General features: G+C 73.9%; 23 protein-coding genes and 1 pseudogene. 17 read left to right on the top strand and 7 right to left on the bottom strand.

Going from position 1 to position 24,890, the window contains the following annotated elements; all coding sequences use genetic code 11:
- Nucleotides 1-154, bottom strand: a pseudogene (locus IE330_RS30580) (phosphatase PAP2 family protein); the annotation flags it as partial.
- A gap of 455 nt (nt 155-609) precedes the next feature.
- Here IE330_RS30580 and dprE1 point away from each other — a divergent pair.
- Together dprE1 and dprE2 are read left to right on the top strand one after the other, a co-directional pair.
- Nucleotides 610-1,911, top strand: coding sequence for a decaprenylphosphoryl-beta-D-ribose oxidase (dprE1, locus tag IE330_RS30575; protein WP_229926038.1), 1,302 nt, complete (start codon nt 610-612; stop codon nt 1,909-1,911).
- Between the two features lie 189 nt (nt 1,912-2,100).
- Nucleotides 2,101-2,856, top strand: coding sequence for a decaprenylphospho-beta-D-erythro-pentofuranosid-2-ulose 2-reductase (dprE2, locus tag IE330_RS30570; protein WP_190139411.1), 756 nt, complete (start codon nt 2,101-2,103; stop codon nt 2,854-2,856).
- 37 nt (nt 2,857-2,893) lie between these two features.
- On the opposite strand, the gene IE330_RS30565 is transcribed toward dprE2, so the two are convergent.
- Complete coding sequence (locus IE330_RS30565; RefSeq protein ID WP_190139410.1) at nt 2,894-3,466, bottom strand: 2'-5' RNA ligase family protein; 573 nt, start codon at nt 3,464-3,466, stop codon at nt 2,894-2,896.
- Between the two features lie 91 nt (nt 3,467-3,557).
- Nucleotides 3,558-4,604 (bottom strand): tryptophan--tRNA ligase, encoded by a 1,047-nt coding sequence (trpS, locus tag IE330_RS30560; protein ID WP_190139414.1) that lies wholly within the window; start codon nt 4,602-4,604, stop codon nt 3,558-3,560.
- A 158-nt stretch (nt 4,605-4,762) separates the two neighbouring features.
- Between trpS and IE330_RS30555 the strand changes: the two genes are divergently transcribed.
- From IE330_RS30555 to IE330_RS30545, 3 genes are all read left to right on the top strand, one after another.
- Entirely contained in the window at nt 4,763-5,416 is a 654-nt protein-coding gene (locus tag IE330_RS30555) for an RNA polymerase sigma factor (protein WP_229926037.1), read from the top strand.
- Nucleotides 5,417-5,474: 58 nt separating this feature from the next.
- On the top strand, nt 5,475-6,305 hold the full coding sequence (locus IE330_RS30550) for a hypothetical protein (RefSeq protein ID WP_190139413.1): 831 nt from the start codon (nt 5,475-5,477) through the stop codon (nt 6,303-6,305).
- Nucleotides 6,306-6,550: 245 nt separating this feature from the next.
- Nucleotides 6,551-7,150, top strand: a complete 600-nt coding sequence (locus tag IE330_RS30545) for a hypothetical protein (protein ID WP_190139408.1) — start codon at nt 6,551-6,553, stop codon at nt 7,148-7,150.
- Nucleotides 7,151-7,275: 125 nt separating this feature from the next.
- On the opposite strand, the gene glyA is transcribed toward IE330_RS30545, so the two are convergent.
- The gene (gene glyA, locus IE330_RS30540; protein WP_190139407.1) at nt 7,276-8,577 is read right to left on the bottom strand and encodes a serine hydroxymethyltransferase; all 1,302 of its coding nucleotides are present in this window, start codon (nt 8,575-8,577) and stop codon (nt 7,276-7,278) included.
- A gap of 343 nt (nt 8,578-8,920) precedes the next feature.
- Between glyA and rocD the strand changes: the two genes are divergently transcribed.
- Nucleotides 8,921-10,123 carry an ornithine--oxo-acid transaminase gene (gene rocD, locus IE330_RS30535; RefSeq protein WP_190139406.1) on the top strand — a complete coding sequence of 401 codons (1,203 nt, stop codon included), beginning with the start codon at nt 8,921-8,923 and terminating at the stop codon, nt 10,121-10,123.
- On the opposite strand, the gene IE330_RS30530 is transcribed toward rocD, so the two are convergent.
- The gene (locus IE330_RS30530; RefSeq protein ID WP_190139405.1) at nt 10,120-13,539 is read right to left on the bottom strand and encodes an AfsR/SARP family transcriptional regulator; all 3,420 of its coding nucleotides are present in this window, start codon (nt 13,537-13,539) and stop codon (nt 10,120-10,122) included. The two genes, rocD and IE330_RS30530, sit on opposite strands and share 4 nt — an antisense overlap.
- Before the next feature lie 955 nt (nt 13,540-14,494).
- Between IE330_RS30530 and IE330_RS30525 the strand changes: the two genes are divergently transcribed.
- From IE330_RS30525 to IE330_RS30480, 10 genes are all read left to right on the top strand, one after another.
- Nucleotides 14,495-15,514, top strand: a complete 1,020-nt coding sequence (locus IE330_RS30525; protein WP_190139404.1) for an NADP-dependent oxidoreductase — start codon at nt 14,495-14,497, stop codon at nt 15,512-15,514.
- Nucleotides 15,514-16,164, top strand: a complete 651-nt coding sequence (locus IE330_RS30520; protein WP_190139403.1) for an NAD(P)H oxidoreductase — start codon at nt 15,514-15,516, stop codon at nt 16,162-16,164. Before IE330_RS30525 ends, IE330_RS30520 begins: the two co-directional genes overlap by 1 nt.
- A 125-nt stretch (nt 16,165-16,289) precedes the next feature.
- Nucleotides 16,290-17,156, top strand: a complete 867-nt coding sequence (locus tag IE330_RS30515; RefSeq protein WP_190139402.1) for a polysaccharide deacetylase family protein — start codon at nt 16,290-16,292, stop codon at nt 17,154-17,156.
- Between the two features lie 227 nt (nt 17,157-17,383).
- Complete coding sequence (locus IE330_RS30510; protein WP_190139401.1) at nt 17,384-17,830, top strand: hypothetical protein; 447 nt, start codon at nt 17,384-17,386, stop codon at nt 17,828-17,830.
- 200 nt (nt 17,831-18,030) lie between these two features.
- Nucleotides 18,031-18,366 carry a hypothetical protein gene (locus IE330_RS30505; protein ID WP_190139400.1) on the top strand — a complete coding sequence of 112 codons (336 nt, stop codon included), beginning with the start codon at nt 18,031-18,033 and terminating at the stop codon, nt 18,364-18,366.
- A 199-nt stretch (nt 18,367-18,565) separates the two neighbouring features.
- Nucleotides 18,566-19,402, top strand: a complete 837-nt coding sequence (locus IE330_RS30500) for a helix-turn-helix domain-containing protein (protein ID WP_190139412.1) — start codon at nt 18,566-18,568, stop codon at nt 19,400-19,402.
- Nucleotides 19,399-19,572, top strand: a complete 174-nt coding sequence (locus tag IE330_RS30495) for a DUF397 domain-containing protein (protein WP_190139399.1) — start codon at nt 19,399-19,401, stop codon at nt 19,570-19,572. Before IE330_RS30500 ends, IE330_RS30495 begins: the two co-directional genes overlap by 4 nt.
- Nucleotides 19,573-19,614: 42 nt before the next feature.
- A complete protein-coding gene (locus IE330_RS30490) occupies nt 19,615-19,872 on the top strand; it encodes a DUF397 domain-containing protein (RefSeq protein WP_190139398.1) in 258 nt (85 codons plus the stop codon).
- A gap of 207 nt (nt 19,873-20,079) precedes the next feature.
- Nucleotides 20,080-20,925, top strand: a complete 846-nt coding sequence (locus IE330_RS30485) for a hypothetical protein (protein WP_190139397.1) — start codon at nt 20,080-20,082, stop codon at nt 20,923-20,925.
- A gap of 52 nt (nt 20,926-20,977) precedes the next feature.
- Nucleotides 20,978-21,385 carry an SgcJ/EcaC family oxidoreductase gene (locus tag IE330_RS30480; protein WP_190139396.1) on the top strand — a complete coding sequence of 136 codons (408 nt, stop codon included), beginning with the start codon at nt 20,978-20,980 and terminating at the stop codon, nt 21,383-21,385.
- A 67-nt stretch (nt 21,386-21,452) separates the two neighbouring features.
- On the opposite strand, the gene IE330_RS30475 is transcribed toward IE330_RS30480, so the two are convergent.
- The gene (locus tag IE330_RS30475) at nt 21,453-22,088 is read right to left on the bottom strand and encodes a hypothetical protein (protein ID WP_190139395.1); all 636 of its coding nucleotides are present in this window, start codon (nt 22,086-22,088) and stop codon (nt 21,453-21,455) included.
- Between the two features lie 617 nt (nt 22,089-22,705).
- On the opposite strand from IE330_RS30475, the gene IE330_RS30470 reads away from it, so the two are divergent.
- Complete coding sequence (locus IE330_RS30470) at nt 22,706-23,647, top strand: hypothetical protein (protein WP_190139394.1); 942 nt, start codon at nt 22,706-22,708, stop codon at nt 23,645-23,647.
- Nucleotides 23,648-23,701: 54 nt separating this feature from the next.
- On the opposite strand, the gene IE330_RS30465 is transcribed toward IE330_RS30470, so the two are convergent.
- The coding region (locus IE330_RS30465; RefSeq protein ID WP_190139393.1) for an aminotransferase-like domain-containing protein at nt 23,702-24,890 on the bottom strand (1,189 nt) is incomplete at its 5' end.

Raw genomic sequence — 24,890 nt, 5'->3', positions numbered from 1 at the left:
GTTCGCGCTGGAGCGCGGCGCCGGCGAGGCCCGCGGCGAGCCAGAGCGCGCCGTGCTCCCCGCTGTGGGACAGGGCGCGGGCCGCGGCGGCGACGCGAGGGTCGCCGCCGCACCCGCGCAGGGCCGTGAGCAGCCTGTGGTCCATGTCGTGCATACGGCCAGGCAACACCGATCAGATCGAATGATTGTGGGGTGACACTCTTTTCATCGACCATTGCGGTGAGAGGGTGGGCAATTCAGGTGCAACCCTCCCTCATAAGGAGCAAGCGGAGCAGAGCCGGGCGATACGGTCGCGCCATGTCTGCCGTGCCTGCCTCGCCCGCCGCGTCCGGCGTGCCTGCCTCGTCTTCTGTGCCCTCCGCGCCCTCTGTGTCCTCTGTGCCCTCTGTGTCTTCTGTGCCCTCTGTGTCTTCTGTGTCTGATGGGCCTGGTGTGTCGTCCGTGTCTGCCGGGGTCTCCGGGGCCGCCGTGTCTCCCGGGCCCGCCGCTTCCGGGCCGGCAGCACACGCGGGCGACCACGCCGCGGCACACGGCTCGGACCCCGCCTCCGGTTACGCCTCCGACTACGCGCCCGTCTCCGGCTGGGGCCGCACCGCGCCCACCGCCGCCCTGGTGGTGCGCCCGCGCTCCCGCGAGGAGGCCGTGGCGTCGCTCGGCGCCTGCGCGGGGCGCGGCGGCATCGCGCGCGGGCTCGGCCGCGCGTACGGGGACGCCGCGCAGAACGCGGGGGGCGCCGTGCTCGACATGACGGGCCTGGACCGGGTGCACACCATCGACGCGGACACCGGCACCGTGGTGTGCGACGCGGGCGTCTCCCTGCACCGGCTCATGCAGGTCCTGCTGCCGCTCGGCTGGTTCGTACCGGTGACGCCCGGCACGCGCCACGTCACGGTCGGCGGGGCGATCGGCGCCGACATCCACGGCAAGAACCACCACGTGTCGGGCTCGTTCTCGCGCCACGTGCGCTCCCTCGACCTGCTCACGGCCGACGGCTCGGTCCGCACGGTACGGCCGGGCAGCAGGCTCTTCGACGCGACGGCCGGCGGGATGGGCCTGACCGGCATCATCCTGAAGGCCACGTTCCGCTGTCTGCCGGTGGCCACGTCCTTCATGTCCGTGGACACCGAACGCGCCACGGACCTGGACGACTTGATGGCCCGCCTCACCGCGACCGACGACCGCTACCGGTACTCCGTGGCGTGGATCGACCTGCTCGCGCGCGGCGCGGCGACGGGCCGGGCCGTCCTCACCCGCGGCGACCACGCCCCCCTGGAGGCGCTGTCCGGCCTGCCCGCGCGCGCCCGCAGGGACCCGCTGGCCTTCCGCCCGCGCCAGTTGCCCGCCGCGCCCGCGTTCGTCCCGGAGGGGCTGCTCAGCCGCACGACGGTGGGCCTGTTCAACGAGTTCTGGTACCGCAAGGCGCCCCGTCTGCGCCGGGGGGAGCTCCAGCGCCTCACCTCGTTCTTCCACCCGCTGGACGGCGTCCCGCACTGGAACCGCGTCTACGGCCGCGGCGGCTTCCTCCAGTACCAGTTCGTCGTCGGATACGGGCAGGAGGAGGTGCTGCGGGCCATCGTGCACCGCATCGCCGGGCACCGCTGCCCGTCCTTCCTCGCCGTCCTCAAGCGCTTCGGCGAGGCCGACCCGGGCTGGCTCTCCTTCCCCCTGCCGGGCTGGACCCTGGCCCTGGACGTCCCGGCGGGCCTCCCGGGCCTCGCCGCGCTCCTGGACTCCCTCGACGAGGAGGTGGCCGCCGCCGGGGGCCGCGTCTACCTGGCCAAGGACTCCCGCCTCCGCCCCGAGCTGCTGACCGCGATGTACCCCCGCCTGCCCGCCTTCCGCGCCCTGCGCGCCGAACTGGACCCCGAGGGCCTGTTCCGCTCGGACCTGTCCCGGCGCCTGGGGCTGTGAATTCAGCCCGTCCGGCGTTCGAGGACGAGCGCGTCAGCGCGATACGGGGGTCCAGGGGGCGGTGCCCCATGGTTCCGGGAAGGGGCGCCCGCGCGCGGAGCGCGCTCATGGGCACAGTGGGGCGCCCCCCGCGAGGGCCCCCACCCGCACCCACCACACCCCACCTCACCCACACCCACGGAGAGCCCCATGAAAGACGCCTTCGGCGCCCCCCAGTCCCTCCTGGTCCTCGGCGGCACCTCGGACATCGCCCAGGCCACCGCCCACCGCCTGGTGGCCCGCCGTACCCGGACCGTCTGGCTGGCGGGCCGCCCCTCCCCCGCCCTGGAGAAGTCCGCGGAGTCCCTGCGCCAGCAGGGCGCCGACACCAGGACCGTCGCCTTCGACGCCCTGGACCCCGAGGCCCACGAGACCGCCCTCGGCAAGGTCTTCGCCGAGGGCGACATCGACATGGTGCTCCTGGCCTTCGGCACGCTCGGCGACCAGGCCCGTGACGAGGCCGACCCGCTCGCCGCGGCCCGCGTCGCCCAGACCAACTACACGGGCGCGGTCTCCGCGGGCCTGATCTGCGCCCGCGCCCTGCAGACGCAGGGCCACGGCTCCCTCGTCGTACTGTCCTCCGTCGCGGCCGAACGCGCCCGCCGCTCGAACTTCATCTACGGCTCCAGCAAGGCGGGCCTGGACGCCTTCACGCAGGGCCTGGGGGACGCGCTGCACGGCACCGGCGTACACGTGATGGTCGTGCGCCCCGGCTTCGTACGGTCGAAGATGACGGCGGGCCTTCAGGAGGCCCCGCTGGCGACGACGCCCGAGGCGGTGGCCGCGGCGATCGAGACGGGTCTGCGCCGCCGCGCGGAGACGGTGTGGGTGCCGGGACGGCTGCGCCTGGTGATGTCCGCGCTGCGGCACGTGCCGCGACCGGTGTTCCGCCGCCTGCCGCTGTGAGGCGCCCCTGCGGGCAGGGGCAGGCGGCGCGGGGGCGTCAGCGGGCGGGCAGCGTGCGCCGGGCCGAGCCCTGCGGCGGCACCGTGGACCCGCCGAACGGGAACTCGCGCAGCTTGCGCCACACCCCGTCGGCCCCCTGCTCGTACAGCGCGAAGCCGGTGCAGGGCCACTCGGCCTCGTAGTCGGCGAGCTCCTCGTACGCCCGGTCCATGGCCTCGTCGGCGATGCCGTGCGCGACGGTGACGTGCGGGTGGTACGGGAACTGCAGTTCGCGCGCGAGCGGGCCGGACGCGGCGCGGACCCGCTCCTGGAGCCAGGAGCAGGCGGCGCCGCCCTCGACGACCTGGACGAACACGACGGGCGAGAGCGGCCGGAACGTGCCGGTGCCGGAGAGCCGCATCGGGAAGGGCCGGCCCGCTGCGGCCACCGACACGAGGTGCGCCTCGACGGCGGGCAGCGCGCCCGCCTCGACCTCGGTCGGCGGCAGCAGGGTGACGTGCGTGGGGATGCCGTGCGCGGCGGGGTCACCGAAGCCCGCACGCAGCTCCTGGAGCAGGCTGCCGTGTGGCTCCGGGACCGCGATCGACACACCGATCGTTACGGTCCCCACGTCGTACTCCTGTCGTCGTGTGCTGGGCAGGGTGGTGCCGCCGTGCCGGGGTACGGCGGCTGTGCTGCTCGGGCCTGTGCTCGGGTGGAGCTCAGTGCTTGGCGGGCAGGAAACCCACCTTCTCGTACGCCTGGGCGAGGGTCTCCGCCGCGACAGCGCGTGCCTTCTCCGCGCCCTTGGCCAGGATCGAGTCGAGCGTCTCGGGGTCGTCCAGGTACGCCTGGGTGCGCTCCTTGAACGGCGTCACGAACTCGACCATGGCCTCGGCGAGGTCGGTCTTCAGCGCACCGTAGCCCTTGCCGGCGTACTTCTGCTCCAGTTCCGGGATACCGGTGCCGGTGAGCGTCGCGTAGATGGTGAGGAGGTTGCTGACGCCCGGCTTGTGCACGGTGTCGTAGCGGATCACCGTGTCGGTGTCGGTGACGGCGCTCTTGACCTTCTTCGCGGTGGCCTTCGGCTCGTCGAGCAGGTTGATCAGGCCCTTGGGCGTGGACGCCGACTTGCTCATCTTGATGGCCGGGTCCTGGAGGTCGTAGATCTTCGCGACCTCCTTGAGGATGTGCGGCGCCGGGACCGTGAAGGTCGCGCCGAAGCGGCCGTTGAAGCGCTCGGCCAGGTCGCGCGTGAGCTCGATGTGCTGGCGCTGGTCCTCGCCGACCGGGACCTCGTTGGCCTGGTAGAGCAGGATGTCCGCGACCTGGAGGATCGGGTACGTGAACAGGCCGACGGAGGCCCGGTCCGCGCCCTGCTTGGCCGACTTGTCCTTGAACTGCGTCATGCGGGAGGCCTCGCCGAAGCCCGTCAGGCAGTTCATGATCCAGGCGAGCTGGGCGTGCTCGGGCACGTGGCTCTGCACGAAGAGGGTGCAGCGCTCCGGGTCGAGACCGGCGGCCAGGAGCTGGGCGGCGGCGAGCCGGGTGTTGGCGCGCAGCTCGGCCGGGTCCTGCGGGACGGTGATCGCGTGCAGGTCGACGACCATGTAGAAGGCGTCGTGGGTGTCCTGGAGCGCCACCCACTGGCGGACGGCGCCCAGGTAGTTGCCGAGGTGGAACGAGCCCGCGGTGGGCTGGATCCCGGAGAGCACCCGGGGGCGGGCGCCGGCGGTCGCGTGGGGACGATCAGAGGCCATGCTCAGCATTCTCTCAGGTGCCACCGGTTGGTCGGGAACGGGACCGCGACGGGTCCCGAACAGTGCGCCACGCGTGGGAACCGATCCGGCGCGGCCGGTGTACCAAAGGTGTGAGTGCACGGGGGAAGGTCTTGCAGGGCGCTCCGGGGCGCGGCGCGGGGCGGGCGCTGGAGGGGGGCGGCATCGGCGTCGACGAGGCGGCGGTCATCGCGCGCGTGCGCGCCGGGGACGCGGAGGCGTACGCCGAATTGGTGCGCGCCTTCACCGGCACGGCGCTCAGGGCCGCCGCCGCGCTCGGCGCGGGCGCCGAGGCCGAGGACGTGGTGCAGCAGTCCTTCTTCAAGGCGTACCGCGCCCTGGGGCGGTTCCGGGACGGCGAGGCGTTCCGGCCCTGGCTGCTCGCGATCGTGGCCAATGAGACCAGGAACACAGCGCGTTCCGCGGCGCGGCGCCGCTCCGTGGTGAGCCGCGAGGCGGCGCTCACCGAGCCGGTGCCGCTGATACCGGAGTCGGCGGACCCGGCGGTCGCGGCCCTGGAGCGCGAGCGCCGGGCCGCGCTCCTGTCCGCCCTCGACCGCCTCGGCGAGCACCACCGCCTGGTCGTGACGTACCGGTACCTCCTGGACATGGACGAGGCGGAGACCGCTCAGGCCCTCGGCTGGCCGCGTGGCACCGTCAAGTCCCGGCTCAACAGGGCCCTGCGCCAACTGGAGCGGCTGCTGCCGGAGGTCACGCGGGAGCGGGGTGCCTCTCCGGGGGCCGCCGCATGCCCGCAGCGGGCCGTCCGTCCGAGGGCTGAGGGAGGTGGGGAGCGTGGCTGAGCGGGACGACTCGCCCCCTTCGCACGAGCGGCGTGAGCCGGGCGTGTCGAGGGCGGGGCTGCCGGACGAGCGGCGGGCGCCGGGCAGCCCGGGGGCCGGGCTGCCGGACGAGCTGCGGGCGCTGGGCCGGGCACTCGACCGGCCGGAGAGCGGCGAGACCATGGTCGAGCGGGTCCTGGCGCAGATCATGGCCGAGGGCGCGCCGGTGCGGCGCCCCGGTCCCCGGGAGCGGTTCCGCGAGGCCCTGCGGCGGCTGGGGCGGGTGCTGCGGCTCCGTCGGCGGGCCCTCTCCGCGGCGGTGTGCGGCCTGCTCACGGTGGCCGCGGTGACGCCTCCGGTGCGGGCCGCGGTCGTGGAGTGGTTCGACTTCGGTGGCGTCGAGGTGCGGTACGACCCGTCGCCACCGCCTCCGTCCGGCGGCCCGCCCGGCTGTGGGAGCCGGTCCGTGTCGCTGGAGCGTGCCGCGCGCGAGGCCGGGTTCGAGCCGGTGGTGCCGCGTGGCCTCGGCGCGCCCGACGCGGTGACCGTGGCCCGGGCCCCGGCCGGCCGCTCCTCGGTGACGCTGTGCTGGGTCGCGGACGGGGGTCGTACGGTCCGGCTGGACGAGTTCCCGTCCCCCTTGGACCCCGGCTTCACCAAGCTGATCGAGGGCGGACCGCGGTGGGTCGACCTGGACGGCGCCGGCACCGCGCTGTGGTTCCCGCGCCCGCACCGCCTGGAGTTCTGGCTGCGGGACGCCGCGGGTGAGCACTGGTCCCGCACGGTGCGCACGGCGGGCCCCACCCTGCTGTGGACCCACGGCGGGAAGCTGACGCTGCGGCTGGAGGGGGTCGCGTCGCAGCGCCGGGCGACGGACCTGGCCCTGTCGGCGGCGCCCCGGCCGAGCTGAGCGAGAAGTGCTCGAAACGGGCGAGAAGTACTGGGAACCCGCGGGGCCCGGCCGGTGTACCAGAAGTGAAGCCCGACAGCGGCGAGCCATCGAGGGGGCCGGACATGCGGATCCGACGGAAGACGGCAGACACGAGGAAGTCGAGGGCGCCCGGGAAGGTGCCGAGGGCGCACGGGCAGGTGTCGAGGGCGCACCGGAAGGTGTCGAGGGCTTACGGGAGGCTCAGGGCACTGACGACGGGGGCGTTGCTGGTGCTGGCGCTGTTCCTGAGCGCGCCCCTCGCGTCGGCGGGCGGCTCGACCAGCGTCCTGCTGACCTCCCCGGAAAGCCTGGAGACAGCTTCGCTGTACTACGCCGACAAGGAGTACGACCGCCTGGCGACGCTCCTGGGCGACGGCGGGACGGGCGCCCGGAAGCACCCCGGCGGCCTCGCCGGGGCCGGGGGCCGCCAGATCACCGTCACCTGGATGGTCCACGACGTGCACCCGTGGCGCGTGGACCGGGTCTACCCGCAGGGCTGGAGTTCCAAGGGCCCGGTGTGGGTCCACACGACCACGGACATGGACTCCATGAAGGGCACCTGGCACAGGGCGGACCGCCCGGCAGCCGTGCGCGCACTCCTCAGGTCCCTGCACGTCCTGGGGGAGAAGGCCCCGGAGGGCCGCGCCGGCATACCCCCGTCCCGGCCCTACCCCGCCCGGGCCGAGGCCGCCGCCGCCCCGGCCGCCCCGTCCCGGGACAGCACCGACACCGGCTGGGCCTGGATGCTCCCGAGCATGGCAGCGGGGGCCCTGGCGGGCGCCGCGGCGACGACGTACCACCACCGCCGCCGCAGGCACGCATGACTGCCGCGAAGCTGCTTCCGCCGCGGGCGCACAGCCCACGGGGCCGAGCAGCCGTCCAGGAAGGGCCCGGCGCAACGGGGCAGCGGGGCCGCCGGTGGCAGCCCCGGCCCCGGGGCCAGGGGGACTCAGCCTGTGGGCAGGCCCGGGGCGGGGTGGGCGGACATCAGGTCGGCCACCTCGCCGCGGATCTTCGCGAGGGCGCCCTCGTCCTCCTCGCGGGCCGCCCGCACGCCCCGGTCGATCCACTCCGCGACGACCGCCATGTGCGCGGTTCCCAGCCCGCGCGAGGTCAGGGAGGGCGTCCCGATCCGCACCCCGGAGGGGTCGAACGGCTTCCTGGGGTCGTAGGGCACGGTGTTGTAGTTGACGACGATCCCGGCCCGGTCGAGGGCCTTCGCGGCGACCTTGCCCGGCACGTCCTTGGGCGTGAGGTCCATCAGGATCAGGTGGTTGTCGGTGCCGCCGGAGACCAGGTCGAAGCCGCGGGCCAGCAGCGCGTCGGCGAGCGCCTTGGCGTTGGCGACGACGGCGTGGGCGTAGTCGCGGAAGGAGGGCAGGGAGGCCTCGCGCAGGGCGACGGCGATGGCGGCGGTGGTCTGGTTGTGGGGCCCGCCCTGGAGGCCGGGGAAGACGGCCTTGTCGATGGCCTTGGCGTGTTCCTCGCGGGCGAGGAGCATCGCGCCGCGCGGCCCGCGCAGGGTCTTGTGGGTGGTCGTGGAGACCACGTCGGCGTGCGGCACGGGCGAGGGGTGGGCGCCGCCCGCGACGAGCCCGGCGATGTGGGCGATGTCGGCGACGAGCACGGCCCCGGCCTCGCGGGCGATCTCGGCGAAGGCGGCGAAGGCGATCGTGCGGGGCAGCGCGGTGCCGCCACAGAAGATCAGCTTGGGCCGCTCCTTCAGGGCGAGGTCGCGGACGGCGTCGAAGTCGACGAGCCCGGTGTCCTGACGGACGCCGTGCTGCACGCCGCGGAACCAGCGGCCGGTGGCGGAGACGCCCCAGCCGTGGGTGAGGTGGCCGCCCATGGGCAGGGCCATGCCCATGACGGTGTCGCCGGGCTCGGCGAAGGCGAGATAGGCGGCGAGGTTGGCCGGGGAGCCGGAGTACGGCTGGACGTTGGCGTGGTCGGTGCCGAAGAGGGCCTTGGCGCGGGCGACGGCGAGGCGTTCGACCTGGTCGATGTTCTGCTGGCCCTCGTAGTAGCGGCGCCCCGGATACCCCTCGCTGTACTTGTTCTGCAGGACGGTGCCGGAGGCTTCGAGGACGGCGGCGGAGACGTAGTTCTCGCTGGGGATGAGGCGCAGCGTGTCGGCCTGCAGCCGCTCCTCGGCAGTGACGAGCGCGGCGAGCTCCGGGTCGGCGGCGGTGAGGGCGGGGTGCTGCGCGGGAGATTGCGCGGGAGACTGCGTGGAAGAAGGGGGTGTCATGGCGTCCTCCGGGGCGAGCGGTGGTGGTGTCCGGTCGTGGTCCCGGGGTGCCGATGGGGTATCCCCTGCTCGAGCGGAGCCGAGAGCTCGGGGAAGGGCGGCACCTCGAAGGTGTTGCCTCGCGCACGGCTCCCTCAGGGTCGATTGCCTGTGCGCCAGTCGCCGTGCTGTGGAAACCAGCGTAGCGGGCACGCCACCGTGTCAGGGTTCGCTCACGGTGCGAGCGACGATAGGTATGGGGCCGGAACACGCCCCTGTCCTTTGCGAACCGCGAGACCCTCCTTGCGCCGTTGGAAGCCGTAGGACCGCACAACGGAGTGCGAACGCGAGAAACGGAGTTCCCGTGTCTGCTACGGAAGACCTCATCGCCTCGGCCGAAGCGCACAGCGCGCACAACTACCACCCCCTTCCCGTCGTCGTCGCGTCGGCGGAGGGCGCGTGGATGACGGACGTCGAGGGCCGCCGGTACCTCGACATGCTCGCCGGGTACTCGGCGCTCAACTTCGGCCACGGCAACCCCCGGCTCGTCGAGGCCGCCAGGAAGCAGTTGGGGCGGGTGACGCTGACGTCGCGCGCGTTCCACCACGACCGGTTCGCGGAGTTCTGCACGCGTCTCGGGGGCCTGTGCGGCAAGGAGATGGTGCTGCCGATGAACACGGGCGCCGAGGCCGTGGAGACGGCGGTGAAGACCGCGCGGAAGTGGGGGTACCGGGTCAAGGGCGTCCCGGACGGGCGCGCGCGGATCGTGGTGGCGAGCGACAACTTCCACGGCCGTACGACGACGATCGTCAGCTTCTCCACGGACCCGGAGGCGCGGTCGGACTACGGCCCGTTCACCCCGGGGTTCGACATCGTGCCGTTCGGCGACCTGGAGGCGCTGCGGGAGGCGGTCACCGAGGACACGGTGGCGGTGCTCCTGGAGCCGGTGCAGGGCGAGGCGGGGGTGCTCGTGCCGCCGCCGGGATACCTGCCGGGCGTCCGGGAGCTGACGCGTGAGCGCGGGGTGCTGTTCGTCGCGGACGAGATCCAGTCGGGTCTCGGCCGGACGGGGCGGACGTTCGCGTGCGAGCACGAGGGCGTGGTGCCGGACGTGTACCTGCTCGGCAAGGCGCTGGGCGGTGGTGTGGTGCCGGTGTCGGCGGTGGTGGCGGACGCGGACGTGCTCGGGGTGTTCCGGCCGGGCGAGCACGGCTCGACGTTCGGCGGCAACCCGCTGGCGTGCGCGGTGGCCCTGGAGGTGGTGGCGATGCTGGAGACGGGCGAGTACCAGCAGCGGGCGACGGAGCTGGGCGAGCACCTGCACGCGGAGCTGGGCCTGCTCGCGGGCTCCGGGAAGGTGGTGGAGGTGCGCGGGCGCGGCCTGTGGGCCGGGGTGGACATCGACCCGGCGCACGGCACGGGCCGGGAGATCTCCGAGAAGCTCATGGCCCGCGGCGTCCTGGTGAAGGACACCCACGGCTCGACGATCCGGATCGCTCCCCCACTGGTGATCAGCAAGGAGGACCTGGACTGGGGACTCGACCAGCTCCGGGCGGTGCTCTCCTAGCCCCGGGCGCCGCCGCCCCCGGCCGCCACGTCCAGCACCTCCACGGCATCCGGCACGGGCGCCGTATACGCCGCGTCGTAGGCGGCGGTGAAGGCCGCGTCGCCGAGGGTGGCGCGGGCGCGGGCCGCCACGCGGTCGGTGTCGGCGCGTTCGGCCGGGGGCAGCGGGGCGCCCTCGGCGGCGCGGCGGGCGGCGGCGCGGCCGAGGAGCCCGGCGGGCTCGGTGAGGGCGGCGGGGTCGGTGGCCAGGGAGCGGGCGCCGGCGAGGCCTTCGAGGGCGAGGGCGACGGCCCGGTTGTCACCGGCGGCCCGGGCGGCGGCGAGGCTCTCGCGGTGCAGGTGCTCGGCGCGGGCGGCGTCGCCGCGCTGTTCGGCGACGTAGCCGAGCTGGGCGAGGACCAGCGCGGTGCCGGAGACGATGCCGAAGCGGCGGTTGAAGTCGAGCCAGGGGGTGAGGTGGCGTTCGGCGGCGTCGAGGTCGCCGCGGCGGCGGGCGCCGAGGGCGAGGCCCGTCTCGGCGAACTGCTGGGCGGGCCGGTGGGACTGCCGGGCGGCGAGCCGGGCGGCGCGTTCGTGGCAGTCGGTGGCGCGGGCGTCGTCGCCGGTGAGCAGCGCGAGGCGGCCGAGCCGGGAGAGGCGGAAGGAGACCTCGGTCCACAGCCCGAGCTCCTCCGCGCCGCGCATGCCCTCGTGCTGGAGGCGGGCGGCGGTGTCGTAGTCGGCGGCGATCTCGGCGAGGACGCCGAGCTGTTCGGAGGACTGCAACTGACCCCAGCGGTCGCCCAGTTCGGCGAACAGGGCGGCGGCGCTCCCGGCGTCGCGGCGCAGGGCCGCGAGGTCGCCCCGGTACAGGGCGCGGGTGGCGCGGGTGCTGAGCGCGGCGGCCTCGCCCCAGCGGTCGCCCGTGGCGCGGAACTCGGCGAGCAGGCCATCGACCCGCCGGTCCTCCTCGGGCGACCGGTCGAAGCCGCAGCGGGCGAAGGAGAGCAGCCAGCGGGCGCGGGCACCGGCGCCGTCGGGGCTCGGCGTGCAGATGGCGTCGTACGCGCAGTGCTCCTCCCCGACGAGCAGCCCGAAGGCGCCGCGGGCGGCGGCAGCGGCGGCGCGCGCCGGGTCCCCGGGCGGCGCGTCCAGGCCCAGGGCCAGGTCGAGCGAGCGGACGGCTTCGGTGAGGCGGCCGCGGAGGTACCAGTACCAGGTCTGGGCGTTGACCAGGCGCAGGGCGAGCGCGCTGTCGCCGTCGGCGGCGGCGCGGTCCAGGGCGGCGCGCAGGTTCACCGTCTCGGCGTCGAGGCGGCGCAGCCAGAGCCGCTGGTCGGGGCCGTGCAGGGCGGGGGCGGCGCGTTCGGCGAGGTCGGCGTGGTGGCGGGCGTGCCGGCGGGCGGTGTCGTCGGTCTCGCCCGCCTGGGCGAGACGTTCGAGGCCGTACGCGGTGACGGACTCCAGCATGCGGTGGCGGACGGGGCCGCCGTCGCCGTCCGCGTCCGGGGCCGGGGGCGCGGGGGCGAGGAGCGAGCGGTCGAGGAGGCGGGTGACGAGGTCGAGGACGGTGTCCGCCGCGCCTTCCGGGGGTTCCCCGGGCGCGGCGGCCGCGCCCGCCCCGCCACCCGGCGCACCGTCCAGTACCGGCTCCGGCTCCGACTCCGCACCGTCCAGGACCGCCTCCGCGCTCTCCAGGGTGAAACCGCCGCGGAAGACGGCGAGCCGGCGCAGGGCCCGGCGTTCGGGCGGGGTGAGGAGTTCCCAGCTCCAGTCGATCATCGCGCGCAGGGTGCGCTGGCGGGCCGGGGCGTCGCGGCGTACCTGGGTGAGGAGGCGGAAGCGGTCGTGGAGGCGGTCGGCGAGGGCGCGCACGCCGAGGGCGCGGACGCGGGTGGCGGCGAGTTCGACGGCGAGGGGGATGCCGTCGAGGCGCCGGCAGATGAGGGCGGCGGCCTCGTGATCGGCGTCGGTGAGGGTGAAGCCGGGGGCGGCGGCCCGGGCCCGTTCGGCGAACAGGCGCACCGCCTCGTCCTCGCCGAGGGGCGCGACGGCTTCGAGGGTCTCGCCGGTGAGGGCGAGGGGTTCCTGGCTGGTGGTGAGGACGCGCAGGCGCGGGGCGCGGCGCAGGAGGTGGGCGGTCAGCTCGGCGGCGGCGTCCAGGACGTGTTCGCAGTTGTCGAGGATGAGGAGGAGGGTGCGGGGGGCGAGGGCCCGGGCGAGGGAGTGCGCCCCCGGGGACCGGGGGGCCGCCGTCTCGTGGGGCCGGGCGTGGTCACCACCGTGCGGCGTGCCCTCGTACGCCGGACGGGCCGGGTCGGTACCGGACGCCGGGTGGGTCGGGTCGTCCTCGTGCGGTGGGCGGGTCGGGTCGTCCTCGCGGATGCCCAGGGCAGCGGCCACGGCCTCGGGGACACCGTGCGCGGTCGTACCGGCCAGCTCCACCAGCCAGACCCCGTCCGGGAAGTCGTCCGCCAGGCCCGCCGCCGCTTCCAGGGCGAGGCGGGTCTTGCCCACGCCGCCGGGGCCGGTGAGGGTCACCAGGCGTTCGTTCCGTACGAGTTCCCGGACGCGGGCCACGGCGTCGGCGCGGCCGACGAGGCCCGTGGTGGGGGCGGGCAGGTTGGTGCGCGGGGGTGTCGTGGTGGCGGGCGGGGCTTGGGGGCGGGCCGCGGACGGCGCCCGGGGCGGGGCCTTCGGTGTGGTCAGGGACGGGTCCTGGCGGAGCATCGCCGCGTGCAGGGCGGCGAGTTCGGGGCCGGGGTCGGTGCCGAGTTCGTCGGCGAGCCGGGTGCGCAGGTCGTGGTACGCGGCCAGGGCCTCGGTGGGGCGGCCCGCGCCGTACAGGGCCCGCAGGTGCGCCGCGCGCAGCCGTTCGCGCAGGGGCTCGCGGTCCACGAGCGCGGCCAACTCGTCGGCCAGCGGGGCGTGTTCGCCGAGGGCGAGGCGGGCCTCGGCCAGGGCCTCGTGGGCGGTGAGCCGCTGCTCCTCCAGGTGGGTGGCGGCGGCCCGGGCGAAGTGCGCGTCGCGGACGTCGGCGTAGGCGGGGCCGCGCCACAGGGCCAGGGCGTCGGTCAGGAGGGAGGCCCTGGCGCCGGGGTCGGTCGTCGCGTACGCCTTGGCCGTCAGGGCCGTGAACCGGGCCGCGTCCGTCGCGTCCTCCTCCAGGATCAGGCGGTAGCCCGCGGGGCCGTACGTCACCTGGTCCCGGCCGAGGGCGCGGCGGAGCTGGGAGACCTTGGTCTGGAGGGAGTTGGTGGGGTTGGCGGGGAGGCGGCCCTCTCCCCAGAGGTCGTCGATCAGGGTGTCGGCGGGGGTGGGGGCGCCTGCGCGGACGAGGAGGGCGGCGAGGAGAGTGCGGACCTTTGGTTCGGTGACCGGGGTGGGGGTGCCGTTGCCCTGGCGGGCGGTCAGGGGGCCCAGGACCTCGTATCGCATGGGGTCACGGTACGTGGGGGCCCTCGCGGGGTGCGCCCCAGGCCCACCCCTCCCCGAACCATGGGCCGCCGCCCCTGGACCCCGCCCCACCCACCTGGGGCTCCGCCCCTCTCCCCCCACATCGCCGCTCCGCGCCTCGTCCTCAAACGCCGGACAGGCTGAAAACCCCAACGCGAGCCCGCCCCCGCGTCCGGATCTCGCGCCCTGCCCTCAATCGCCGGACGGGCTGAGACGCCCCGTCCCCGCCCCTCTCCCCCTTTGTGGGCTCTCCGCGCCTCGTCCTCAAACGCCGGACGGGCTGAAAGTTCCCGGACTCGCCGTCGTCGACCGCCCGTCCGCCCGTCAGCCGACGACGGCGCCCGGCGGACGCGTCCAGCCCGTCCGGCCATTGGGACGAGGCCGAAGGCCGATGGCGAACATCCGCCGCGAAGCGGTCGATCCCGGCAGCCAGCGGCGGCGGGAGGCGGGCACCTCCAGCCCGTCCGGCGATTGAGGACGAGGCCGCCAGGCCGATGGAAGGGCGGGTGGGTGGGGAACATCCGCCGCGGAGCGGTGGATCACCCGCAGGCGACGACGGCGGGACGCGGGCAGTCCCAGCCCGTCCGGCGCTTGAGGACGAGGCCGCCAGGCCGATCACGCCCGCAGGTGACGGCGGTGGGACGCGGGACGAATCCAGCCCGTCCGGCGTTTGAGGACGAGGCCGGAGGCCGATGAAGGGGCGGGTGGGTGGGGGGAACATCCGCCGCGGAGCGGTGGGGCACCGGGAGCCGACGGCGGCGGGGAGTGGGTGGTCCCAGCCCGTCCGGCGCTTGAGGACGAGGCCGCCAGGTCGGTGAAAGGGGCGGGTGGGTGGGGGAAGGGCAGGGGCTCGTGCGTGGGGCGTCAGTGGGGCGTGCGTGGGGCGGGGCACCGTGGTGCAACCAGCACGGAGAACACCACAGCCCAGGAGGAAACCATGCCCCAGTCCCGCGAAATCCGCCTCGCCGCCCGCCCGGCCGGCGAACCCGTAGCCGGCGACTTCACCCTCGCCACCACCTCCCTCCCCGACACCCCGCCCCCGGGCACACTGCTCGTGCGCAACCTCTGGATGTCCGTGGACCCGTACATGCGCGGCCGTATGGACGACGCCCCGTCCTACATACCGCCCTTCGAGCTGGGCGCCCCGCTGGAGGGCAGCGCCGTGGGCGAGGTCGTGGCGTCCGGGGTGCCGGAGGTGCCGGTCGGGGCGACGGTCACGCACTTCGCGGGCTGGCGGGAGTACGCCCTGGTCGACGCGGGCGCGGCCACGGTCGTGGACACCGCGCTCGCCCCGCCCTCCGCCTACCTCGGCCCGCTGGGCGCGACGGGCCTCACGGCGTACGCGGCGCTGACGCGCACCGCACCCGTACGGGAGGGCGACGTGGTGTTCGTGTCGGCCGCCGCGGGGGCCGTGGGCAGCGTCGCGGGGCAGGTGGCCCGGGCGCTGGGCGCGTCGCGGGTGATCGGTTCGGCGGGCGGGCCGGAGAAGACGAAGAAGCTCCTCGACACCTTCGGGTTCGACGCCGCCCTCGACCACCGCCAGGGCGGCCTGGCGGAACAGCTCGCGCAGGCGGCACCCGACGGCATCGACGTGTACGTCGACAACGTGGGCGGCGACCACCTCCAGGCGGCGATCGGCGCCATCCGCCGCGAGGGCCGTATCGCCCTGGTCGGCGCGATCAGCACGTACAACGACACGACCCCGGCGCCCGGGCCGAACAACCTCTTCCAGGCGGCGAAGCAGGAGGCGTCCCTGCGCGGGATGCTGGTGACCAGCCACTTCGACCTGTTCCCGGAGTGGACGCGGAAGGCGGCCGCGATGCTCGCGGACGGGTCGCTGCGCACGGAGCGGACCGTCGTCGAGGGCATCGAGCGCGCGCCGGAGGCCTTCCTCGGCGTGCTGCGCGGCGCCAACACCGGCAAGATGCTGGTCCGCCTCGCGGCGGGGGCCGAGTGATGGCCGCCGTCCTCGTCGTCACGGGTCATCCGCGTACGGACGCGCTGACGTCCCAGCTCGCCCGGCACGCCCGGGACCGGCTCACCGCCCAGGGCCATACGGTCGACTTCCTGGACCTGGCGGCCGAGGGGTTCGACCCCCGGATGTCCCCCGAGGACGAACCGGACTGGGGCGATCCGGAGAAGACGTACTCGCCCGACGTACGGGCGCACATGCGGCGGGTGGCGGACGCCGAGGTGATCGTGGTCGTCTTCCCGGTGTGGTGGTTCGGCCTCCCGGCGCTCCTGAAGGGCTGGATCGACCGGGTGTGGAACCACGGCTTCGCCTACGGGCGGGCGGAGCCGCTGCTCGGCCGGGCGCGGATGCTGTGGCTCGGGCTGACGGCGTACGGACGGGGGCACTTCACCGGGTCGGGGTGGGAGGAGACGGTGACGCGGGTGCTCCGCACGGGCATCTCGGAGTACTGCGGCATCGCACCCGAGCGGGCCGTGGTCCGGTACGTGTACGACTCGCTGACGGCGGGGGCGGGGGCCTTCGCGGTGCTGGAGGCGGCGCTGGACGAGCTGCTGCCGGCGGGTGACGACCACGGCGGGGGCGGTGAGCCCCTCCCCGCCGGGCGCCCGGCGGAGGGCGCGCGTACCGGTACGTGACGGCGCGTGACGGGCGCCACATGGATCACGCGCTTGACCCTCACACCAATGTGAAGGTTCGAGGATGAGGTCAAGCGAACGGAAACCGCCGCCGACAGCGGCCATTTCAGCAGAGGTGATCGGAGATGGACAACCAGCTCTACGACTACAGCCCCATCGTCGAGCGTGCGCCGCTCCACTGGCCCGAGGGCAAGCGCGTCGCCTTCTACGTCGGCCTGAACATCGAGCACTTCGAGATCGGCAAGCCGTCCACGAGCATCTATCCGGGCACCTCGGACCTCAAGCCCGACCCGCTCAACCACGGCTGGCGCGACTACGGGAACCGGGTGGGCTTCTGGCGCATGCTGGAGACGCTGGACCGGCACGGGGTGCGCGCCAGCGCCCTGCTCAACTCCGACGTCGGCGACCGCTACCCGCAGATCGTCGCGGCCGGGAGGGAGCGGAACTGGGCGTGGCTCGCGCACGGCAAGACCAACTCGGTGCTCCACACGGACCTGACGGAGGACGAGGAGCGGGCGGCGCTCAAGGACATCGTCGGGACGATCGAGCGCACAACGGGCACACGCCCGCGCGGCTGGATGGGCCCGGGCCTGACGGAGACGTTCCACACGCCGCGGCTGCTCGCGGAGTTGGGGCTCGACTACGTACTGGACTGGACGGCGGACGACCAGCCGTTCGCCCTGAACGTGCCGGGCGTGCTGAGCGTGCCGTACACGGTCGAGCTGAACGACATCCAGCTCTTCGTCGTGAAGAGCACCAGCGGCCCGGACTTCGTCCAGATGGTCAAGGACCAGGTCGACCAGTTGTACGCGGAGGCGGAGGCCACCGACAGCGGCCGCGTGTTCCCGCTGGCCCTGCACCCCTTCGTCATCGGCCAGGCCTTCCGCGCGAAGTACCTGGACCAGGCCCTGGAGTACGTGGTCAACCACCCGGGCGTCTGGGTGACGACGTCGGACGAGATCGCGGACCACTACCGCTCGGCGCGGGCCTGAGCGGGGGCGGCGGGGCCGCGGGGCCGGTGACCCCGCGGCCCGGTGCCCCCTGACCGGTCATCGCCCCCATAGCGAGCCTTTTCGCAATGTTGACCGATTAGTCCGAGCCGTCTTGGACTTGGCGATATCCGGTGGTGTGTCGAAGCGGGGAGCGCGGCGAGGGTGGTTTCCGCCCCGCCGACAGCCCGTCGGCCGGGACAGCGGACCGCGAGAGAGGGAGTACCTCCATGCCTCCGATCCCGATCAAACCCGGCATCTACAAGATCCACGCGCACATCATCGGCTCGACGTCCCTGGTGACCGCCACGGAGTACGCCGTCAAACACGGCGCGCCCGTCATCACGGACCGGCTGAACCCGCTGCCGATCGAGCAGGAGTGGCTCATCGAGCCCACCGAGCCGGTACCGGGAGCGCCGTACGTGATCCGCCTCGCACACCACGAGCAGGCGGGTCTGGTCGTTGCCGAGGACAAGCTGTACGTCAACGCCGTCCCGCGCGGTGAGCTGGCGAAGTTCACGTTCGAGCGGGTTATCGGCGGCGTCAAGATCCTCTCCGACAAGGGCCTGGCCCTGCGCTCCGGCCACCGCGGCGCGCAGATCACGCTGGTGGAGCCCAAGCCCGAATTCCAGGAGACCTGGACGCTGGAGTTCATGAGCCCGGTGCACGAGGAGTAGAAGTCCTCCACGGGGTGTGGAGCGCGCCGCCCGCGGACCGACCAGGCGCGGGCGGCGTACGCATGGCCGGTCCGGCGCAGGCGGCGTGCGCCCCGGTGTACGCGCGCCGGGCGCGCACCCTCCCCTCCCGCTCCGGTTTCCCGGCCCTCCGGGGGCCGGCTCCCTGGGCAGTACGGGGCCCGCCCCGGGACCGTGGCGCCATGACCACCACACGTACGCCCTCGGGACGCATGGGCCGCGCGGCCCTCGCCGCCGGTGCCGCCCTCGTCCTCTTCGCCGCGCTGCCGGGCAGCGCCCACGCCGCCACCGGCACGTTCTTCTACCACTCGACCCAGTCCGGGGACCTGGAGATCACCGACCCCGACAACGGCGAGTGCTATCTGCTCCTCCAGGGCGCGGACCGCGTCGACAACCACACGGACACCGTCGCCAGGGTCTACTACGACCAGGGCTGCGAGGAGTCCGCGGACCTGCTCGTCCCCGGCGACGGCCGCGACTTCCGCACGGACCCGGCCCGCAGCGTCCAGTTCGGCTGACGCCCCCCTTCCCTCGTCTCCCTCCGGCCACCGCTCGGTTCGGGTGATTTCCGGTGACCCGTCACTCGCCGTGGCGGCCGACGCCTAGCCTGCACAGTGACGACGCCTGTACGTACGGCGACTGGCGCGGGGGTGCCCCCACCCCCGCGCGCGCCCGTACCCGTCACCCCGGAGGTGCGGCTTGGACGGTAACGAGGGCATGGACGAGGCCGGCTGGGAGGTGGCCGACGACGACGAGTCCTGCGCCATCGCCGAACTCATCGGCCGCCAGATCAAGTTCTGGCGCCAGGCCGCGGGGCTGCGCGCCGTGGAGCTCGGCGAGCGCATGGGGTACGGCGAGGACCTGATCTACAAGGTGGAGCGTGGGGCGCGGATTCCCCGGCCCGAGTTCCTGGACAAGGCCGACGAGATCCTGGGCGCCGGGGGCCACCTCAAGGTGATGAAGCCTGACGCGGAGAGGGCTCGGTATCCGAAGAAGGTCAGGGACGTCGCGAAGCTGGAAGCACAGGCTGTCGAGGTGTGCTCGTACAACAACTCCGTGGTCGATGGGCTGCTGCAGCACGCGGATTACGCGGAGGCCGTCTTCAGCAATCGGCGCCCTCCGCTCCCTCACGAGGAGGTGGAACGGCGACTGCACGCCCGCATGGCGCGCCAGAAGGTCATCGAGGCCTCAGTCGGGCGCACCATGTTCAGCTTTGTGCTGTGCGAGTCGACATTGCGACGCACCCCCGGGGGCACAATGGCATTGCGCAAACAGCTCGACCACCTGCTACAGCTCAGCCATCTGAGGAACGTCGACCTCCAGGTCCTGCCCCTGAGCCGTGAGGCGAACACCGGACTCGACGGCTCTTTCCGCCTGACCAAACTCAAGGACGGAACCACCATCGGGCTGATCGAAGTGCAGCTCGCCAGTCGCGTAGTCACCAGTCCCAAAGAGGTCCAACTCCTCGATATGCGCTATGGCATCATCCGGGCTCAGGCACTGACGCCAGAGGAGTCACAGAACTTCATCGAGAAGGTGGGAAGAGAGACATGACGCTGGAGTGGTTCAAGAGCAGCCACAGCACAGCGGACGGTCCGTCGTGTGTTGAGGTGGCCGCGACACCTCGCACCGTCCACGTCCGCGACTCCAAGGATCCCGACGGCCCCCAGCTCACCATCACCCCTGCCGCCTGGGCCGATTTCATACGACGCACCGCCGAATGAGGCGGGCGCCACGGTGCCCCCTCCTGACAAGCCGAGAGCGACATGACACTTTCACTCTTCATCGGTCGCGATTCCGAGCTGCGGCGGGCAAAGGGCAGCCCCAGCACGACGGACGGGCTTGAGTGCGTCGAAGTGGCCTGGCACAGAAGCAGCTACAGCACAGCCGATGGACCCGAGTGCGTCGAAGTCGCCTCCACCCCCGGCACCGTCCACGTCCGCGACTCCAAGGACCCCGACGGGCCCCAGCTCACCCTCACCCCTGCCGCCTGGGCCGACTTCATACGGCGGGCCGGGGAGTGACCGGCCTCTGGGGGTGCGGCAGTACGTGAGGCTTTGTGGCTGAAGTGACCGTGTGTGCACGTCTGTTGCTGTACGGTTACCAATGTCTAAACGGCCCCCGAGCTGGTAGCCGCCAGCGCCGAGGGCCTTCACTCCGAGTGCCTGCTTCACCAAGGAGCACCCGAAATGCTTCGTCATGCTATCCCCCCGGCCCGATTCTTCTCCCAGGTGCCGAATGAGATCCTTCGACATCCCCGGCTCTCCTCGGATGCCGTACGGCTCCTGACCTGGCAGCTCTCTCTGCCGGAAGGGGCGGACGAACCCCTCTCCACCACCGCCCGCTCCGCGGGCATCACGCGCACCGGATTCAACCGCGCCAAGCGGGAGTTGAAGGACGAGGGCTACTTCCACGAGTGGCGCGAGCAGCGCGAGCGCGGGCGCTGGACCACCCGCCAGCTCATCTCGAACGTGCCGCTGAGCGGCGAGGAAGCCGTGGCCCTACGGGACGGCGTAGCACCGGGTGACCGGCGTCCGACCGTCGGTGCTCCGGCAGGCCGGGCCGTCGGCGGTCATCCAGATGCGACACCCCCGGTGAACACCCTCCAACCTTCCGCGCTCGACCGGGACTTGGGCGATGCAGGGCGGTTGGTTCACGGACTGGCCGACCTCGACCCGCGGCTGCGCGTCCCGCGCGGAATGCTGCCGCAGCTCATCGAGCTGGCCGAGCGGTGGCTGGCCCTCGGCCACAGCGTCGACGACGTACACGACGAGATCCGCCGGGGACTGCCCCCGGTCATCCACAAGCCGGGCGGCCTCATCCGGTACCTGCTCAGCGATCCGGCGCCCCCGCGCCCGCCCCAGCCGCAGGGCAGCGCGTTGCGGGAGTGCGCGGGCCCGCATCCGCAGCCGCTGCTGTTCCGGCCGGTGGCCGGGGAGGACCGGTGCGGGGCCTGCCGCCGGGAGCACGCGGAGCGCGAGGCGGCGGCCCCGGGTGCGGGGAGCCACGCGGCGGCCCGGGGCGCTGCGGCCGTACGCGCGGCGCTGCGGACGGGCCTACGCCCGGGAACGGCGTAGCCGCACCAAGCCCCTTGACCTCAAGCCCGCTTGAGGTACCAGAGTGCTGGGCATGAACACAGACACCGCTCAGCACGCGGACATCAAGGCCATCGAGGACGTCGTCGCCACCGTGCAGCGCACCCAGCGGGCGAAGGACGCCGAAGGGTTTCTGGAGCTGTTCCACCCCGAGGCGCTGTGGACCACCGCCCACGGCAAGGTGCTCATCGGCCTCGACGCCATCGCCGCGTTCACGCGGGCCGTGCTGCCCGCCGCGAACTGGGACGGCGAGGTCACGTACGAGGTCGTGCACGTGCAGTTCCTGCGGCCGGACGTCGCCGCCGTGAAGGTGCGGCAGGTCTACCACTCGGAGACGGAAGGCTCGGAGGGCGCACCCCTGTACGTCATGACGAAGCAGGACGACGGGCGGTGGCTGCTGCACGCCAACCAGAACACGGAGGTGCATGCCGAAGCCGCGTGAGGGACGCCCCGCGCCCGGCCCGCGGGGGGCAGGGCGCGAGGCCGCTCGGGGAGCCCTGGCGGGAGCCCTAGCGGACCGCCCACTTGATGGGCTCCTTGTAGAAGCCCTGGGAGTACGTCACCGCCTTCACCCCGGTGTCGGCGGGGATCAGGTACGGCTCGCACATGGTGCGCTCCTCGCCCGCCTTCCAGATGTCGTCCTCGCCGAGCGTCTTCGCGGCGTCGTGGCGCTTGCAGTCGGCGGGCATGCTGGAGAGGTCGCCGATGAGGATGAACTTCGTCGCCGGGTTGCCGGTCGTGGTCTCGGCGCCGACGTCGCTCATCACCGTCGGATCCTTCACCGGGTCGCCGCCGACGTGCTTGGCCTTGACGTAGATCCAGGCGACCTTCTTGTCGCCGTACTTCTTGTCGTCCTTGAGCTCCTTGAGGTCCTCCGGCTTGCCGAGGGTGACCTTGGTCGGCGTGATGGAGAACTTCCCGGTCTTCTCGTACTTGGTGATCTCCTGCGCGGGACCGGCCTGGCCGAGCTTGAGGTTCTTCGGCGCCTCCGACGACGACGCCCCGGCGTCGGTGCCGCCGCCCTTGCGGCCCTTCTTGCCGGAGCCGTCCGAACCGCCGCACGCCGTCACGGCGAGGGCGGTGATCACGGCGGTGGCGGCCAGGCCGAGGCGCCGGCGGGTCTGCGTTGCTCGCTGAGTGCTCATGCTGCTTCCTGATCTGGTGTTTCTCGGTGTGGGGGGTGCGTCGTGGGGCGTACGTCGTGCGGGGCGCACGCGGGGAGCGCGGAGGTGCGACCGGGGGCGCGGGGCGCCCGGAAGCAGCCCTCAGCGCCGCGGGCCCTGGGGCGGGACGGCGCGGGGTGCGGGCGCACGTACGGGAGGGGGGCGCGTGCGGCCGGGCACACCCGGGATCACCGGGCGCGGGGCTCAGCCCCGTGGGACGGCCGGGCGCGTCCGCCGCGGGGCCGCGTCGGTCAGGCGGGTACGCACCGCCAGGGGTGCCGCCGCCGACGCCGCTGCGGCCGCCGATCCGGTCGCGCCGCCGGTGTCCGTTCCTCTGCCGTGGCCTCTGCCATGCCTGATGACACTCCCCCGTGTCGTCGTACCGCCGCGCACTTGTACGTACGCGATCAGCGCCCACTCTAAGGGGGCCCGGCGGCCCGCCCGGCCGGGGGCCCGGCCCCGGCGGCAGGGGCCTCGGAGTTCCTGGAGAACGTGTGGAGGCGGGACGGGAGGGATGCGGGAGGGGTGAGGAGAGCGCGTGCGCGTGACCAGGAAGCCCGTGGGGCGGAATCGACAATTCGCACGGTACGTTTCCCATCATGTCCATGCCGCCGCCTCAGCAGCCGCCCCAGCAGCCCCAGCAGCCCCCTGCGCAGCCACACCAGCAGGCGCCTCAGCAGGCACCTCCGCAGCCCTCCCACCAGCAGCCCCCGCAGGCGCCTTCGCAGCAGCCCCCGCAGCCGCCGAACCCGTACCAGCAGAACCCCTACGCGCAGCAGCCCCCGGGCGCCGTGCCCCCGGCCCCGTATCCGCAGGCGCAGCCCCAGCCCGGCTTCGGGCCGCCCGGCGCGGTCCCGGGCGGCCCGGCCGCGGGGAAGCGGCCCGTGCCCGGGTGGCTGTGGGGCCTCGGCGGCGTGGTGGTGGCGTCCGCGGTCTGGGGCGGGGTGCTGTTCGGCACCGGCGCGCTGGACGACGACGGCGGCGGCAAGGCCGCGCTCGGCGGCTACCGGTACCAGAAGAACCTCTGCGACACCGTCACCATCGACGCCCTCAAGAAGCGGTACGAGCCGCGCGACACCACCGACCCCACCACGCACTACGCCTCCCGCCAGAAGGGGCTCGACGCCAACAACTGCAGTTGGAGCATGAAGGACCGCGACGCGGGCGCGAGCGACTACAGCAGCGTCTACGTGTACGCCACCGCCCAGTGGCACAAGAGCACCGATCCCACCGGGGAGTTCGCCTCCCTCTACAAGCAGTACGAGGACCGCTCGCAGCCCACGTACAAGTACGAGACCAAGGCGGTCGACGGCCTCGGCGACGAGGCGTACCTGGTCACCGAGCGGCGCGACCCGAGCGGCGACAAGGAGCTGTCCAGCATGACGCTCGCCGTGCGGGACGGGTGGTTCACGTACGAGCTGCGCTGGAGCTGGTACGGCGGCACCTCGACCAGCGGCACCAGGCCGCCCTCGGACCAGGAGGCCGAGGACATGCTCAGGTCCGACACCCGCGACGCGCTGGCCGCGCTCAAGAAGTCGTGACGCCCGGGGCCCGCGGACGGCAGCGCCCCGCGGGCCCTCCGGTGGCCGAACCGGTCACGGCAGCGCGCGGCACAGGGCGTCGAGGACCGCGGGCCAGGCGTGGTCGGCGGGGGTGCCGTAGCCGACGACCAGCGCGTCGCCCCGGCCGGCCGTCGCCGCCGGGTGGCGGAAGCGGGACAGGCCCTGGAGCGCCAGGCGCTGCCAGCTCGCGGACTGCACCACCACCTGCTCGGTGCCCGGCGGCAGTTCGAGCACCGCGTGCAGCCCGGCCGCGATGCCGGTGACGCGGACGTCGGGGGCGCGCTCGGCGACGGCGGCGACGAGCTGGTCGCGGCGGCGGCGGTAGCGCAGCCGCGCCGCGCGTACGTGGCGGTCGTACGCCCCGGACGTCAGGAACTCCGCGAGCGTGAGCTGGTCGAGCGCGCCGCCGGACGCCCCGGCCGCCTCCTTGACCTCCGCCACCTGGGAGGCGATGGCCGCGGGCAGCACCATCCACGCGATCCGCAGCGCGGGCGCGAGGGACTTGCTGGCCGTGCCCAGGTAGACGACGCGGTCCGGGTCGAGGCCCTGGAGCGCGCCCACCGGCTGGCGGTCGTAGCGGAACTCGCCGTCGTAGTCGTCCTCCAGGATCAGCCCGTCCGCCCGCCGCGCCCACGCGACGGCCGCCGCCCGCCGGTCGGGGTGCAGCGGGACGCCGATGGGGAACTGGTGCGCGGGCGTCAGCAGCACCGCCCGGTGCCCGGCGAGGCCGTCGGTGCGCGTGCCCCGCTCGTCGAGGCCCAGCGGGCGCGTGCGCAGCCCCGTCCGCGCGAGCCGGTTCCAGTGCAGGTCGAGGCCGTACGACTCGACGGCGATGTCCCGCAGGCCGCGCTCGTGCAGGAACTCCCCGAGGAGGCTCAGGCCGTGGATGAAGCCCGGTACGACGACGATGCGGTCGGGGTCCGCGTGGACGCCCCGGGCGCGGGCGAGGTACCCGGCCAGGGCCCGGCGCAGCTCGATCCGGCCCCGCGGGTCGCCGTACCCGAGGGCGTCGCCGGGGGCCGCGGCCAGCGCGCGCCGGGCCGCCTTCAGCCACTCCGCGCGCGGGAAGGAGGTGACGTCGGGGCTGCCGGGCATCAGGTCGTGCACGGGGCCGCCGCGCGTGCGGGGCGGGCGCGCGGGCCGCGCCGGGTGCGGCACGTCCCGGTCGGCGACCCGGGTGCCCGAGCCCTGGCGCGCGGTCAGCCAGCCCTCGGCGACCAGT

Origin of the sequence: Streptomyces longispororuber (assembly GCF_014656095.1) — a bacterium.
Classification (GTDB): domain Bacteria; phylum Actinomycetota; class Actinomycetes; order Streptomycetales; family Streptomycetaceae; genus Streptomyces; species Streptomyces longispororuber.
This window is presented reverse-complemented; position numbering and strand designations above follow the sequence as displayed.